Here is a 15383-nt window from a genome sequence, read left to right on the forward strand (position 1 = left end):
TTTCGCGGATAATACGCGACGTGATAATTCAGAGACTCAATAATCCCCTGAAACAAAGGGGATTTTTTTCCTTTTTACTCCTGGCAAGATGTTAATCATGACTAATGCGTCCCGCTCTTCCCGTTCCCGCTGGCTTAAATGGCTGCTGTTGTTAATCCTGATTGTGATTATTGCTGGCGTCGTCTGGCGCGTGCTGCCGTTCGGCAAAGGGCAGGGCGCCATGCCGCCCGGCGGCCGTCACGGCGGACGCGGCGGACCGCCGGGCATGGCGATGATGGGCGGCGCCACCACCCTGGTGCACAGCGGCGTGGCGACCACCGCCGACGTGCCGGTCTATCTCAACGCGCTCGGCACGGTGATCCCCAACGCCAGCGTCACCGTCACCAGCCGCGTCGACGGCCAGCTGGAGAAGGTCTACTTCACCGAAGGGCAGAAGGTCGAGGCGGGCCAGCTGCTGGCGCAGATCGATCCGCGCAGCTTCCAGGCGACGCTGAATCAGTATCAGGCGGAGCTGAGCGAAAACCAGGCGCTGCTGAAAAGCGCCGAGCTGACGCTGGCGCGCTACCGCAAACTCTACGCGCAGGACTCGCTGGCGCGTCAGGATCTCGACACCCAGACCGCCACCGTCGGCCAGTATCGCGGCGCGGTGGCCGCCGATCAGGCGCAGATCGCCAGCGCGAAGCTGAGTATCGAGTATGCGCGCATCACCGCGCCGGTCAGCGGCCGCGTCGGGCTGCGGCTGGTAGATCCAGGCAATATGGTGCAAAGTTCCAGCACCACCGGCCTGGTGACCATCACCCAGATGCAGCCCGCCGCCGCGACCTTTAGCGTGCCGCAGAGCAATATTCCCGCGCTGATCAAGGCGCTGCACAACGGCCAGGCGCTGCCGGTCACCGCGTTCGACCAGGACAACAGCCGCGCGCTGGCGCAGGGCGAGGTACGGTTCATCAGCAACCAGATCGACACCAGCACCGGCACCGTGGCGCTGAAGGCGACCTTTGCCAACGAGGATGAGTCGCTCTACGCCAACCAGTTCGTCAATCTGCGTTTGCAGACCACCACCCTGAAAGGGGCGACGGTGATCCCGTCGCAGGCGCTGCAGCTGAGCAGCGACGGCAGCTTTGTCTTTGCCATCAACAAAGACAACACCGTGACGCGCAAAGCGGTCTCCGCCGGCCCGGCGTTCGGCGACGACAAGCAGGCGATCCTGAAGGGCGTCGAGCCCGGCGACCGCCTGGTGACCGAAGGCATCGATCGCCTGACCAACGGCAGCAAAGTCGCGCTGGCGGATGAGACGCAACCGACCGCAACCGCCGAGGCAAAATGAATCCGTCACGCCTGTTTATCCTGCGCCCGGTCGCCACCATCCTGCTGATGGTCGGCGTGCTGGTCGCCGGCATTTTTGCCTATAAATTTCTCTCTACCTCGGCGCTGCCGCAGGTGGACTATCCGACGATTCAGGTTACTACGCTCTATCCCGGCGCCAGCCCCGACGTGATGGCGTCGTCAGTCACCTCGCCGCTGGAGCGCCAGCTGGGGCAGATGGCGGGGCTGAGCCAGATGACCTCGACCAGCTCCGGCGGCTCCTCCATCATTACCCTGAAGTTCGGCCTCGATCTCTCGCTCGACGTGGCGGAGCAGGAAGTGCAGGCGGCGATCAACGCGGCTAATAATCTGCTGCCGAGCGATCTGCCCAATCCGCCGACCTATAAAAAGGTCAACCCGGCGGACAGCGCGGTGATCACCCTGGCGGCCAGTTCAGATAACCTGCCGCTGACCCAGGTGCAGGATCTGGTCAATACCCGCGTGGCGCTGAAGCTGTCGCAGATCTCCGGCGTCGGCATGGTGACGCTGGCGGGCGGCCATCAGCCGGCGATCCGCGTGCAGATGAATCCGACGGCGCTCGCCGCCCATCATCTGACGCTGGAAGACGTTAATACGCTGATTAGCAATAGCAACGTCAACGGCTCGAAGGGCGGCTTCGACGGCAAATATCATTCGGTGACCATTGACGCCAACGACCAGCTGCGCACCGCCGACGAATATGGCAACCTGATCCTCACCTACCAGAACGGCGCGGCGCTGCGCCTGAAGGATATCGCCCATATCGAACAGGGGCCGGAGAACAGCTTCCAGTCCGCCTGGGCCAACAGCAGTCCGGCGATTGTTATCAGCGTGCAGCGCCAGCCGGGCGCTAACGTGATTCAGGTGGTGGACAACATCAAGGCGGCGCTGCCGACCCTGCAGGCCGCGCTGCCGGATGGCGTGAAGATGACCATTCTCTCCGACCGCACCCAGACCATCCGCGCCTCGATCAGCGACGTGCAGTTTGAGCTGATGCTGTCGATCGCGCTGGTGGTGATGGTGACCTTCCTGTTCCTGCGCAACGTAGCGGCGACGCTGATCCCCAGCGTGGCGGTGCCGCTGTCGCTGGTCGGCACCTTCGGCGTGATGTATTTGGCGGGCTTTAGCCTGAACAACCTGTCGCTGATGGCGCTGACCATCGCCACCGGCTTCGTCATCGACGACGCCATCGTGGTGGTGGAGAATATTTCGCGGCGGCTGGAGGAGGGCGAAACCCCGATGCAGGCGGCGCTGAAAGGCTCGCAGCAGATCGGCTTCACCATTATCTCGCTGACCTTCTCGCTGATTGCGGTGCTGATCCCGCTGCTGTTTATGGGTGACGTGGTGGGACGGCTGTTCCGCGAGTTCGCCATTACCCTGGCGGTGTCGATTCTGGTGTCGATGCTGGTGTCGCTGACCCTGACGCCGATGCTGTGCGCCTACCTGCTGCGCCATATTCCGCCGGAGAAGCAGTCGCGCTTTGCGCGCAAGGGCGGTGAGCTGTTCGACCGGCTGATCCGCGGCTACGATCGGCTGCTGACGGTGGTGCTCAACCACCAGAAGCTGACGCTGCTGGTGGCGCTGGCCACCTTTGCGCTGACCGCGCTGCTCTATATGGTGGTGCCGAAAGGCTTCTTCCCGACCCAGGACACCGGGCTGATCCAGGGCATTACGCTGGCGTCGCAGGATGTCTCCTTTAGCGAGATGGCGAAGCGTCAGCAGGCGCTGGCGAAGGTGGTGCTGGCGAACCCGGCGGTGGAGAGCGTCTCCTCTACCATCGGCATCGACGGCAACAACACCAGCCTCAACAGCGGACGGCTGCAAATCAATCTGAAGTCGTTTGAGCAGCGCGACGACAAGGCCGACGTGGTGATTAAACAGCTGCAGCAGGCGGCGACGCAGGTGGCGGGCATTCAGCTCTATATGCAGCCGGCGCAGGATCTGACGGTTAACGATCAGGTGACGCCGAGCCAGTATCAGTTCACCCTCGACGACCCCGACAGCGAAAACCTGGTGACCTGGTCGCCGCAGCTGGTGGCGGCGCTGCAAAAGCGGCCGGAATTCAACGGCGTGGTGAGCAACCTGCAGGATCAGGGGCGCGTCGCCTGGGTCGAGCTGAACCGCGATAAAGCGGCGCGCTACGGCATTACCGCCTCGGACGTGGATACCGCGCTCTACAACGCCTTTGGCCAGCGTCTGGTGTCGACGATCTTCACCCAGTCGAACCAGTATCGCGTGGTGCTGGAGGTGGCGCCCGCTTATCAGCAGTCGCCCGCCTCCTTTGAGGATGTTTATCTGCAGTCCACTACCAGCGACAGCGCGTCGTCGAGTTCGTCCTCAACCTCCGATTCGACCTCGACCTCAACGTCGACCTCAACGTCGTCCTCAACGTCAACCTCCGCCAGCGACAGCACCAGCAGCGGCATGGTGAAGCTGACCTCAGTCGCCACCATTCACCAGCGCGCCGGGTCGCTGATGCATATGCGGCTGAATCAGTTCCCGGCGGTGATGATCTCCTTTAACCTCAACAGCGGCTACTCGCTGGAGGATGGGCAGAAGGCGATTGCCGAGGTGCAGCAGCAGCTGCAGATGCCGTCGAGCATCACGCTGCGCTACCAGGGCGAAACCTCCGCCTTCCAGAGCGCCACCGGCAATACGCTGTGGCTGATCCTCGCCGCGCTGCTCACCATGTACGTGGTGCTGGGCATTCTCTACGAAAGCTTTATCCATCCGGTAACTATCCTCTCGACCCTGCCGTCGGCGGCGGTCGGCGCGCTGCTGACGCTGCTGCTGGCGGGCAGCGAATTTAGCCTGATTGCGCTGATCGGCGTGATCCTGCTGATCGGCATCGTGAAAAAGAACGCCATTATGATGATCGACTTTGCGCTGGAGGCGGAGAACAACCAGCATCTCAGCCCGCGCGAGGCGATCCATCAGGCCTGCCTGCTGCGCTTCCGTCCGATTCTGATGACCACCATGGCGGCGCTGCTCGGCGCGCTGCCGCTGATGCTGGCGTCGGGCTCGGGCGCAGAGCTGCGTCAGCCGCTGGGGCTGGTGATCGTCGGCGGGCTGATCGTCAGCCAGGTGCTGACGCTCTTCTCCACGCCGGTGATCTATCTCTGGTTTGACGCCATTGCGCAGCGCGGCAACGCCTGGGTGAAACGCCGTCAGCAGCGGTCGCGGGGCGAATCATGAACCTGACACGGCTGTTTATTTTTCGCCCGGTCGCCACGCTGCTGCTGACGCTGGCGATCCTGCTGCTTGGCGCGCTCGGCTACCGGCTGCTGCCGGTGGCGCCGCTGCCGCAGGTCGATTTTCCCACCATTATGGTCAGCGCCAGCCTCGCCGGCGCCAGCCCGGAAACCATGGCGGCGACGGTGGCGACGCCGCTGGAGCGCGCGCTGGGGCAGATCGCCGGCATTACCGAAATGACCTCCAGCAGCTCGCAGGGATCCTCCAGCATTATTTTGCAGTTTGAGCTGGACCGCGACATCAACGGCGCGGCGCGCGACGTGCAGGCGGCGATCAACGCCTCGCGCAGCCTGCTGCCGAGCAGCATGGAGTCGCTGCCGACCTACCGCAAAGCCAACCCCTCCGACGCGCCGATCGTGATGCTGGCGCTCACCTCGGAGACGCGCACGCCCGGCGAACTCTACGATCTGGCCGAGAGCAAGATTGAGCAGGCGATGGGGCAGGTCAAAGGCGTGGGTGAAGTTTCGCTGATGGGCAGCGCGCTGCCGGCGGTGCGTATCGACCTGCAGCCGCAGAAGCTGACGCACTACGGCATTTCGCTGGATACCGTGCGCAGCGCCATCGCCAACAGCACCACCAACCTGCCGAAGGGGATGCTGCAGGGTAGCAGCCAGTCGTGGATGGTGGACAGCAACGGCCAGCTCGACAAGGCGGCGCAGTATCGCGATCTGATCGTGACTTATCAGGATGGCAAGGCGGTGCGGCTGCATGACGTCGCCACCGTCTACGACTCGGTGGAGGATCAGTATCAGGCCGGTTTCCTTAACGCCGCGCCGTCGGTGATGATCGGCATCAAGCGCCAGGCGGGCGCCAATATGCTCGACACCATCGACGCCATTAAGGCGCAGCTGCCGGCGCTGGAGAAAGATTTGCCCGCCGATACGCAGCTCAAAGTGGTGATCGACCGTTCCCCAGGGGTGCGCGCCTCGCTCTACGACACCGAAGAGACGCTGCTGATCGCCGTGCTGCTGGTGATCGCCGTGGTGTTTATCTTTCTGCGCAACCTGCAGGCGGTGGTGATCCCGGCGCTGGCGCTGCCGGTGTCGCTGATCGGCACCTGCGCGGTGATGTATCTGCTTGGCTACAGCCTCGACAACCTGTCGCTGATGGCGCTGATCATCTCTACCGGCTTCGTGGTGGATGACGCCATCGTGGTGCTGGAGAATATCACGCGCCATATCGAAGAGGGCTTAGGGCCGGTGCGCGCGGCGGTGCGCGGCGCGCGCGAGGTGAGCTTTACCGTGCTGTCGATGACGGTGTCGCTGATAGCGGTATTTATTCCCATTCTGCTGATGGGCAGCATCGTTGGCCGCCTGTTCCGCGAGTTCGCCATTACGCTCACCGTGTCGCTGCTGATCTCGATGTTCGTTTCGCTTAGCCTGACGCCGATGCTCTGCTCGCGGCTGCTGAAGCGCAAACCGCGCGTCAGCCAACGGCCGCATCCGCTCTATCAGTTTATCGAGAACCAGCTCAACGCGCTGCTGGCGGCCTACGCGCGCGGGCTCGACTGGGTGATGCGCCACCAGAAGCTGACGATAGTCAGCCTGCTGCTCACCGTGCTGCTCAATCTGTTTCTCTATACCGTGGTGCAGAAGGGCTTTTTCCCGAATCAGGATACCGGCCTGCTGATGGGCGCGCTGCGCGCCGATCAGAACATCTCGTTCCAGGCGATGAAGCCGAAAATGCTGATGTTCACCAAAATCATTCAGGCCGATCCGGCGGTTGACAGCGTGATGTCCTCGATGGGCAGCGGCATGTTCGGCTCGCGCAACAGCGCCAACTTCTTTGTGCGGTTAAAGGATCTCGACCAGCGCGACGCCACCGCCACCGAAGTGGCTAACCGGCTGAGCATGAAGACCAGCCATATCGCTGGCGCGCAGATGTTTCTGATGGCGGCGCAGGATCTGCATATCGGCGGGCGCAGCGCCAACGCCAGCTACCAGTACAGCCTGCAGGCGGACGATCTCGATCTGCTGCGCACCTGGACGCCGAAGGTGCAGGCGGCGCTGGCGGCGATCCCGCAGCTCAACAGCGTCGATTCCGACTCGCAAACCGGCGGCCAGGAGGTGGTGATTAATATCGATCGCGATCGCGCCACGCGCCTCGGCGTCAATGTGCAGATGCTCGACACCATGCTCAACAACGCCTTCAGCCAGCGCCAGGTGGCGACGCTCTACCACACGCTGAATCAGTATCACGTCGTGATGTCGCTTAACAGCAGCTACACGCGCGACCCGGCGATCCTGCAGCAGCTCTACGTCATCAACGACAGCGGCGATCGGGTGCCGCTCTCTGCCTTCGCCACCCTGACCACCGGCAACGCGCCGCTGTCGGTGGCGCATCAGGGCCAGTCCGCCACCAGCACCGTCGCCTTTAACCTCAACGACGGCGTCTCGCTGGAAGAGGCGCAGGCGCTGATCAAACAGGCGATGGCGAAGCTCGGCTTGCCCTCCAGCATCCAGGCCGGTTTCGCCGGCACCGCCGCCGCCTTTGCGCAGCTGACCGCGACCATGCCCTGGCTGATCGTCGCGGCGCTGGCGGCGGTCTATATCGTGCTGGGCGTGCTCTATGAGAGCTATGTGCATCCGCTGACCATTCTCTCCACGCTGCCGTCGGCGGGCGTCGGCGCGCTGCTGCTGCTGCTGCTCACCAACACCCAGCTGACGGTGATCGCCCTGATCGGCATCATCCTGCTGATCGGCATCGTGAAAAAGAACGCCATTATGATGATCGACTTTGCGCTCGACGCCGAACGCCGGCTTGGTCTCTCGCCGCAGCAGGCGATCACCCAGGCCTGCCTGATGCGTTTTCGTCCCATTATGATGACCACGCTGGCGGCCTTCTTCGGCGCGCTGCCGCTGGCGCTCGGCAGCGGCGGCGACGCCGATCTGCGCAGCCCGCTCGGCATCGCCATTGCCGGCGGCCTGGCGCTGAGCCAGCTGCTGACCCTGTTTACCACGCCGGTGGTTTATCTCTGGTTCGACCGTCTGAGTCGCGCCACCCAACGTCAGTGGCGCCGTTTGCGCCATGCGGAATCTTGATCGATGAAAAAAATCTCTCTCGCTTTACTGCTGCTGCTCAGCGGCTGCGCCGTCGGCCCCGACTATCAGCGTCCCTCGGCCAGCGTGCCGCTGCACTATAAAGAGGCCAAAGGCTGGCAGCGCGCCGCGCCGCAGGATGACCAGAACAAGGGCGAGTGGTGGGCGGTCTATCACGACGCCACCCTGAGCAGCCTGCTGCGGCAGGTCAGCATCTCTAACCAGAACGTCGCCAGCTACGCCGCGCAGTACCGCGAAGCCCAGGCACTGGCGGCGCAGTCGCGCGCCGCGCTCTTCCCGACGCTCGGCTACGACGTCAGCGGCACGCGCAGCGGCACCCGCTCCGCCACCAGCGGCGCGCGCAGCACCACCAACAGCAACTCGGCGCAGCTGAGCGCCAGCTGGGAGCTGGATCTGTGGGGCAAACTGCGCCGTACCCGCGAGGAGAACGCCGCCAGCGCCCAGGCGAGCGCCGCCGAACTGGCGAACGTGACGCTCAGCGCCCAGTCGGAGCTGGCGCAGGACTATTTTCAGCTGCGCATTATGGATGAGAAGATCGCGCGCTATCAGCAGGCCGTGGCGGCCTACGATCGCTATCTGAAGGTGATCAAGAACAAATATCAGGCCGGCAGCGAGTCGCGCGCCACCCTGGCGCAGGCGCAGATGCAGCTGGAGAGCGCCCGCGCCTCGGCGCTCGACGAACAGTGGCAGCGCGCCCAGCTTGAGCACGCCATTGCGCTGCTGCTGGGCAAAACCCCGGCTGAATTCAGCCTGCCAGCGGCGCCGCTGACGGCGTCGCTGCCGCAGGTGCCGCAGGCGCTACCGTCGCAGCTGCTGCAGCGCCGGCCCGATATCGCCTACGCCGAGCGCAACGTCGCCGCCGCCAACGCCGCGGTCGGCGTGGCCATCGCCGGCTACTATCCCGACCTGACGCTGAGCGCCAGCGGCGGCACCAGCGCCTCGGCGCTGCACAATCTCTTCTCGCTGCCTTATCGCGTCTGGTCGCTCGGCCCCGATCTGAGCGGCACGCTGCTCGACTTCGGCGCCACCTCGGCAAAGGTGGATCAGGCGCGCGCCGCCTATGACGCCAGCGTCGCCAGCTATCGCCTGGCGGTGCTGACGGCGATGCAGGAAGTCGAGGACGATCTGGTGGAGCTGAATACCCTTACCAGCGAGATGGATGCGCAGCAGCGCGCCACCGACGCCGCGCGCGAATCGGCGCGCGTCACGCGCAACCAGTATGAGGCCGGCATGATCGACTACCTTGACGTCGCCACCACCGAGGCCAGCAGCCTGAGCGCCCAGCAGAGCCTGCTGAGCCTGCAGAGCACGCAGTGGGTCACCAGCGTGGCGCTGATCGCCGCGCTCGGCGGCGGCTGGCAAATGACGCCCTAATTCTCGCGCTGGCGCTTGTCGAACGACGCCAGATCCTGCATCGTTAGGAACCTTTTAGCGATGCTATGGAGCTGGCATGTTGTTTACATTTTTACGTCTGGTCTGCCGCCTGCTGTGGCGGGTGGAGCTGCGCGGCGACGCCGCCGCGCTGCATCAGGACAAAGTGCTGATCGCGCCCAATCATATGTCCTTTCTCGACGGCGCGCTGCTGGCGCTGTTCCTGCCGATCAGGCCGGTTTTCGCGGTCTACTCCTCTGTTAGCGAGCAGTGGTATATGCGGCTGGTGAAGCCGCTGATCGACTTCGTGCCGCTCGATCCCACGCGCCCGATGGCGATCAAACAGCTGGTGCGGCTGATCGACAGCGGCCGTCCGGTGGTGATCTTCCCGGAAGGGCGCATTACCGTCACCGGATCGCTGATGAAGATCTACAGCGGCGCCGGGTTCGTCGCCGCCAAATCCCAGGCGAGCGTGGTGCCGATGCGCATCGAAGGCGCGGAGTACACCCCGTTTGGCCGGCTGGGCGGTGTCTTTAAGCGCCGCCTTTTTCCCCGCATCACCCTGACTATCCTGCCCGCGACGCGCATTCCGATGCCGGAGGCAAAACGCGCGCGCGACCGCCGCCAGCTGGCGGGCGAGCACCTGCACCACGTGATGATGGAGGCGCGCATGGCGGTGCGCCCGCGCGAAACCCTCTATGAGGCCTTCCTCAACGCCCGCGCCCGCTACGGCGCCTTCAAACCCTGCATCGAAGACGTCAATATGCAGCCCGACAGCTACACCGGGCTGCTGAAAAAGGCGCTCGGCGTCGGGCGCATTCTCGAGCGCTACAGCCAGCCAGGGGAGATCGTCGGCCTGCTGCTGCCCAACGCCACGGTGACCGCGGCGGCGATCCTCGGCGCCTCGCTGCGTGGCCGCGTCCCGGCGATGCTTAACTACACCGCCGGCGTCAACGGCATGCGCGCGGCGCTGACCGCGTCACAGGTGAAAACCGTGTTTACCTCGCGCCAGTTTATGGAGAAGGGCAACCTCTGGCATCTGCCGCAGGGGCTGAGCGAGGTGGAGTGGATCTATCTGGAGGATCTGCGCGACAGCGTGACGACCCAGGACAAGCTCTGGATCCTCGCGCATCTGCTGCTGCCGCGTCGCGCGCAGCTGGCACGCCAGCCGGAAGAGGCGGCGATGGTGCTGTTCACCTCCGGCTCCGAGGGCCATCCCAAAGGGGTGGTGCATTCGCATAAGAGCCTGCTGGCAAACGTCGAGCAGATCCGCACCGTGGCGGATTTTACCCCGCGCGACAAATTTATGTCGGCGCTGCCGCTGTTCCACGCCTTTGGCCTGACGGTCGGTTTGTTCACGCCGCTGATGACCGGCGCGCAGGTGTTTCTCTATCCCAGCCCGCTGCACTATCGCATCGTGCCGGAGCTGGTCTACGACCGCAACTGCACCGTGCTGTTCGGCACCTCGACCTTTCTCGGCAACTACGCGCGCTTTGCCGCGCCTTATGACTTTGCCCGCCTGCGCTACGTGGTGGCGGGCGCGGAGAAGCTGCAGGAGGCGACGCGCCAGATCTACATGGAGAAATATGGCATCCGCATCCTTGAAGGCTACGGCGTGACCGAATGCGCGCCGGTGGTGGCGATCAACGTGCCGATGGCGGCGAAGGCGCACACCGTCGGCCGCATTCTGCCGGGCATGGATTCGCGTCTGATGTCGGTCGAAGGCATCGAGCAGGGCGGACGCCTGCAGCTGCGCGGGCCGAACATCATGAACGGCTATCTGCGCGTCGAAAAGCCCGGCGTGCTGGAAGCGCCCGCCGCCGACAACGGCGAAGGGCAGCTTGAGGCGGGCTGGTACGACACCGGCGATATCGTCTCCTTTGACGAAGGCGGCTTCTGTCAGATTCAGGGGCGCGCCAAACGTTTCGCCAAGATCGCCGGCGAGATGGTGTCGCTGGAGAGCGTCGAGCAGATCGCCCTGAAGGCCTCGCCGGAGAGCCAGCACGCGGCGTCGCTGCGCGCCGACGGCAGCCGCGGCGAGGCGCTGGTGCTGTTCACCACCGACGCTGAGCTGAAGCGCGACGCGCTGCAGAAGGCGGCGCGCGAGCTGGGCGCGCCGGAGCTGGCGGTGCCGCGCGACATTCGCGTCATGAAACCGCTGCCGATGCTGGGCAGCGGCAAACCGGACTACGTCAGCCTGAAAAAAATGGCGGAAGAGGAGCAGGCATGAACGGCATCAATACGCAGCAGGAGACGTCGCTGCGGTCGCGCGGCATGCTGGCGGTAATGGGCGCGCAGTTTTTCTCCGCCTTTGGCGACAACGCGCTGCTGTTCGCCACCCTGGCGCTGCTGAAAAGCGAGCGCTATCCCGACTGGAGCCAGCCGGTGATGCAGATGCTGTTCGTTGCCGCCTATATCCTGCTGGCGCCTTTTGTCGGCCAGCTGGCGGACAGCTTCGCCAAGGGGCGGGTGATGATGTTCGCCAACAGCCTGAAGCTGCTGGGCGCGCTGCTGATCTGCTTCGGCTTCGATCCTTTCGTCGGCTATACGCTGGTGGGCGTCGGCGCGGCGGCCTACTCGCCTGCCAAGTACGGCATCCTGACCGAGCTGACCTCCGGCGAGAAGCTGGTGAAAGCCAACGGCATGATGGAGAGCTCCACTATCGCCGCTATTTTGCTCGGCTCGGTGTCGGGCGGCGTGCTCGCCGACTGGAGCCTGATGGCGGCGCTGGCGATCTGCGCGCTGACCTATGCGGTGGCGGTGGCGGCGAACCTCTTTATTCCGGCGCTAGCGGCGGCGCGTCCCGGTCAGAGCTGGAATCCCGGCGCGATGCTGCGCAGTTTTTACCGCGCCTGCGCCGCGCTGTGGCATAACGCCGAGACGCGCTTTTCTATTCTCGGCACCAGCCTGTTCTGGGGCGCGGGCGTGACGCTGCGCTTCCTGCTGGTGCTCTGGGTGCCGGTGGCGCTCGGCATCAGCGACAACGCCACGCCGACCACGCTCAACGCCATGGTGGCGATCGGTATCGTGTTCGGCGCGGGCGCAGCGGCGAAGCTGGTGACGCTGGAGACGGTGCGGCGCTGTATGCCTGCGGGCGTGCTGATTGGCGTAATGGTGGTGATCTTCTCGATGCAGCATTCGCTCACCAGCGCCTGTTTGCTGCTGATCGTCACGGGCGCGCTGGGCGGCTTTTTCGTGGTGCCGCTCAACGCCGTGCTGCAGGCGCGCGGCAAGGCGAGCGTCGGCGCGGGCAATGCGATTGCGGTGCAGAACTTTGGCGAGAATATCGCCATGCTGACGATGCTGGGGCTCTACACGCTGGCGGTGAAGGCGGGCGCGCCCGCGGTGGCGACCGGCGTCGGCTTCGGCGCGCTGTTTGCGCTGGCGATTGCGGCGCTGTGGGTGTGGCGGCCGAAAGCCGCCGCGCGTTAAAACAGGCGGTGCTGGTCCGAGAGTAAACCGTGCGCCTCCGTGATGCGGTTGAGTTCGGCCAGCGCCGCAGCGTTAGCCTGCCGGCACTGCTGCTGCGATGCGGCGGCATGATGCTCTTTGCGTAGCCTGTCGCCGCGCACTTTTTTCTTCTCTTTAGCTTTCACCCAGTAACCTCCGCGCCTCGCGCGCCACGTTCTCCATTTCGTCCTGCAGCTCCAGCAGTTCCGGCTCCAGATCGTCGATATCGCTGCTCTGTCGCAGGTTCTTCTCCAGCTGACGGCAGAGCTGCTTCATGCGCGGCACGCCGCTGTAGCTGGCGCTGCCGTGCAGCTTGTGGATGATCTCGCGCAGCCCCTGCACCTCTTTTGCCGCGATAAAGGCGTCGAGCTTCTCATGCACCTCCGGCAGAAAGTCGAGCAGCATCTTCAGCATGTCGCGCGCCAGATCGGGTTTATTCGCCGCCTGACGCAGCGCCAGCTCCCAGTCGAGCGACGGCGACACCGCAGGCACCGGCGTGGCGATCGCCGGCAGCGTCGGGCTGTAGCGCGCCAGCAGCTGGCTGAGCCGGCTTTCGTCGATCGGCTTCGCCAGATAGTCGTTCATCCCCGCTTTGATCAGGTGTTCGCGTTCGCCGTCGATGGCGTGCGCCGTCACCGCCACAATCGGCGTGTTGGCGTGCAGCGGCAGGCCGCGAATGATTTCGCTGGCGCGGATGCCGTCGATCTCCGGCATCTGAATATCCATCAGAATGATATCCAGCGGCTGGACGCGCGCGGCGGCGATCGCCTGCTCGGCGTTGTTGCACAGCAGGATATGCTGCACCTGCTCCTCCAGCAGCGCGCCGATCAGCTTCAGGTTGGCGGGGTTGTCATCCACCGCCATCACCCGCAGCGGCAGGCGCGCGCCGTTGGGCAGCTCGTTGCGCTGGCGGGTGTGCAGATCCGCCAGCAGCGGCAGCAGACGTGTGGTGGAGACCGGTTTGGTGATGCAGCCGTGGATGCCGCGCACCTTGAGTCGATCCGCCAGCAGCATCATGGCGCTCGGCAGCGCCAGCAGCACGCAGTCGGCGCGGTTCAGCAGGGCGTCGATAAAGGCGTCGTCCAGCAGCTCGTGCTGGGTGATATCAATCGGCAGCCCCACCAGCAGCAGCGGATAGTGCGGCTCGCGCAGCCCGGAGAGGGTTTCGCTGTACTCTACCTGCAGCGGCGTGACGCGCAGCATCTTCAGCGCCGCATCGGCAGAGGCGGCGTGCGCCTCTACATAGGCCATGCGCGAACGCGACAGCGCGTCGAGGGCGCGCGGCAGCGTCGGCGCGTTGGGATTGAGATCGAGCTGTATCCGCACCCAGAAGGTCGATCCATCGTTAACCCGGCTGTGGAAGGTTATTTCGCCGCCCATTTCGCTGACCAGCTTCTGGGTGATCACCAGCCCCAGCCCGGTGCCGCCGTGGCGGCGGGAGATGCTGGCGTCCGCCTGGCGAAAGGCCTGAAACAGCTGCGTCTGCTGCTGCTCGGAAATGCCGATGCCGGAGTCGTGCACCTGAATCTCCAGCTCGACGCGCGTGGCGCTGACGGCGCGCTGCTCGACGCGCAGATCGATGGTGCCGCGCTCGGTAAACTTGATGGCATTGCCCAGCAGGTTGATCAGGATCTGCTGCAGGCGCAGCGGATCGCCGATAACGTTATCCGGCACGCTGCAGTCGCACAGCACCGTCAGCTCCAGCCCTTTGTCATGGGCCGACGGCGCCAGCAGCACGATGGTTTCGTCCAGCGTGGCGCGCAGCGGGAAGGGGATTGACTCCAGCACCAGCTTGCCCGCCTCCAGCTTAGAGAAGTCGAGCACATCGTTGATAATGCTGAGCAAGTTATTGGCCGAGCGCTCGATGGTGTGCATATAGTCGCGCTGCGTGGTGCCCAGCGAGGTTTTCAGCATCTGGCGGGTAAAGCCGATCACGCCGTTGAGCGGGGTGCGCAGCTCATGGGACATATTGGCGAGAAACTCCGACTTAATGCGCGCCGCTTCCTGCGCGCGCTTTTTCGCCAGGTCCAGCTCGACGTTCTGGATCTCCAGCTGCTCCAGGGTTTCCCGCAGATCCCAGGTCGCCTGATCGATATGGTGCTGCATCTCTTCATGGTAGGCGGTCAGCGACATTGCCATGGCGTTGATGCCGTTTTTCAGGATGCTCAGCTCTCCCAGCATGTAGCCCTCGACGCGGCTGTCGAGCTGGCCGCGGCGGATGCGGTCGACGGTGGTAACCATATTGCGGATCGGACCGGTAACGTCGCGCATCAGGCGGTAGGCGAACAGCATGGCGATACAGAGACAAAACAGCAGCATCAGGGTGGCGACAAACACCTCTTTATACTGCTGCAGGCGCACCGACTGCAGATCCAGCTCAATCGCCACGTAGCCGAGCGGATTGCCCGCTGGTTTGGTGTCGACGCTGGGCAGCTCGTCTATTGCGTAGCGCTCCGAGGTGATCGGCGTGCGCAGGATCAGCAGCGTGCCGTGACGCTCCATTGAAACCTCATCCGGCAGCGCGCGAATATCCTCCTGCTGCAGCAGGCTCAGGTTCTGGTTGTTATTCGAGGTAACGTAAAGATGGTTATTGTTGTCGAATATTGAAATGGCGCGGACAATATCGGAGTGGCGACGGTGCAGCAGGCTGACCAGCGCGCGGATGGCGTCGCGGTCGTGCCAGGTCATACTGTATTCGCTGGAGACCGCCAGCGGCTCGATAATGCTGGCGCCCGCGTCAATCACCTGGCGCTGGAGTTCGTTGTAGCGGTGCACCACGAAAAATGAGCTGAGCAGCAGGCCGATCATCAGTGTCGGCGCCAGAATTAAAATCATCATTCGCGCCCGCAGGCTGTATTTCGTCATAATAGTCGCCGGCTTTTGCAAGCCCGTTATCCCTGTGACGCG

At 64.2% G+C, this 15383-nt stretch carries 8 protein-coding genes; 6 read left to right on the plus strand and 2 right to left on the minus strand.

The genetic code is table 11. The annotated features are described in order from the left end of the window. The first annotated feature begins 97 nt into the window (after positions 1–97). The 6 genes from B2J69_RS17580 to lplT all read left to right on the plus strand — a co-directional run bounded on the left by B2J69_RS17580 (position 98) and on the right by lplT (position 12458). Positions 98–1327, plus strand: coding sequence for an MdtA/MuxA family multidrug efflux RND transporter periplasmic adaptor subunit (locus tag B2J69_RS17580; RefSeq protein WP_081140997.1), 1230 nt, complete (start codon positions 98–100; stop codon positions 1325–1327). After that, on the plus strand, positions 1324–4539 hold the full coding sequence (locus B2J69_RS17585) for an efflux RND transporter permease subunit (RefSeq protein ID WP_081140928.1): 3216 nt from the start codon (positions 1324–1326) through the stop codon (positions 4537–4539). The genes B2J69_RS17580 and B2J69_RS17585 overlap by 4 nt, the downstream gene beginning before the upstream one ends. Then, positions 4536–7637 carry a multidrug efflux RND transporter permease subunit gene (locus B2J69_RS17590; RefSeq protein ID WP_081140929.1) on the plus strand — a complete coding sequence of 1034 codons (3102 nt, stop codon included), beginning with the start codon at positions 4536–4538 and terminating at the stop codon, positions 7635–7637. The genes B2J69_RS17585 and B2J69_RS17590 overlap by 4 nt, the downstream gene beginning before the upstream one ends. Positions 7638–7640: 3 nt before the next feature. Beyond that, positions 7641–9029, plus strand: a complete 1389-nt coding sequence (locus B2J69_RS17595; RefSeq protein ID WP_081140930.1) for an efflux transporter outer membrane subunit — start codon at positions 7641–7643, stop codon at positions 9027–9029. A gap of 76 nt (positions 9030–9105) precedes the next feature. Then, the gene (gene aas, locus B2J69_RS17600; RefSeq protein ID WP_081140931.1) at positions 9106–11256 is read left to right on the plus strand and encodes a bifunctional acyl-ACP--phospholipid O-acyltransferase/long-chain-fatty-acid--ACP ligase; all 2151 of its coding nucleotides are present in this window, start codon (positions 9106–9108) and stop codon (positions 11254–11256) included. Beyond that, the gene (gene lplT, locus B2J69_RS17605; RefSeq protein ID WP_081140932.1) at positions 11253–12458 is read left to right on the plus strand and encodes a lysophospholipid transporter LplT; all 1206 of its coding nucleotides are present in this window, start codon (positions 11253–11255) and stop codon (positions 12456–12458) included. The genes aas and lplT overlap by 4 nt, the downstream gene beginning before the upstream one ends. Here lplT and B2J69_RS17610 read toward each other — a convergent pair. Together B2J69_RS17610 and barA are read right to left on the minus strand one after the other, a co-directional pair. After that, a complete protein-coding gene (locus tag B2J69_RS17610; protein WP_236722747.1) occupies positions 12455–12622 on the minus strand; it encodes a type II toxin-antitoxin system CcdA family antitoxin in 168 nt (55 codons plus the stop codon). The genes lplT and B2J69_RS17610 overlap by 4 nt on opposite strands. After that, a complete protein-coding gene (barA, locus tag B2J69_RS17615; protein ID WP_081140934.1) occupies positions 12612–15341 on the minus strand; it encodes a two-component sensor histidine kinase BarA in 2730 nt (909 codons plus the stop codon). The genes B2J69_RS17610 and barA overlap by 11 nt, the downstream gene beginning before the upstream one ends. Positions 15342–15383: the final 42 nt, after the last annotated feature.

This window comes from Pantoea latae (assembly GCF_002077695.1).
Lineage (GTDB): Bacteria > Pseudomonadota > Gammaproteobacteria > Enterobacterales > Enterobacteriaceae > Pantoea > Pantoea latae.

Excerpts from the sequence above, each read along its gene's own strand:
- aas (WP_081140931.1), top strand. The coding sequence starts at position 9,106 with ATGTTGTTTACATTTTTACGTCTGGTCTGCCGCCTGCTGTGGCGGGTG.
- barA (WP_081140934.1), bottom strand. The coding sequence starts at position 15,341 with ATGACGAAATACAGCCTGCGGGCGCGAATGATGATTTTAATTCTGGCG.
- B2J69_RS17590 (WP_081140929.1), top strand. The coding sequence starts at position 4,536 with ATGAACCTGACACGGCTGTTTATTTTTCGCCCGGTCGCCACGCTGCTG.
- lplT (WP_081140932.1), top strand. The coding sequence starts at position 11,253 with ATGAACGGCATCAATACGCAGCAGGAGACGTCGCTGCGGTCGCGCGGC.
- B2J69_RS17585 (WP_081140928.1), top strand. The coding sequence starts at position 1,324 with ATGAATCCGTCACGCCTGTTTATCCTGCGCCCGGTCGCCACCATCCTG.
- B2J69_RS17595 (WP_081140930.1), top strand. The coding sequence starts at position 7,641 with ATGAAAAAAATCTCTCTCGCTTTACTGCTGCTGCTCAGCGGCTGCGCC.
- B2J69_RS17580 (WP_081140997.1), top strand. The coding sequence starts at position 98 with ATGACTAATGCGTCCCGCTCTTCCCGTTCCCGCTGGCTTAAATGGCTG.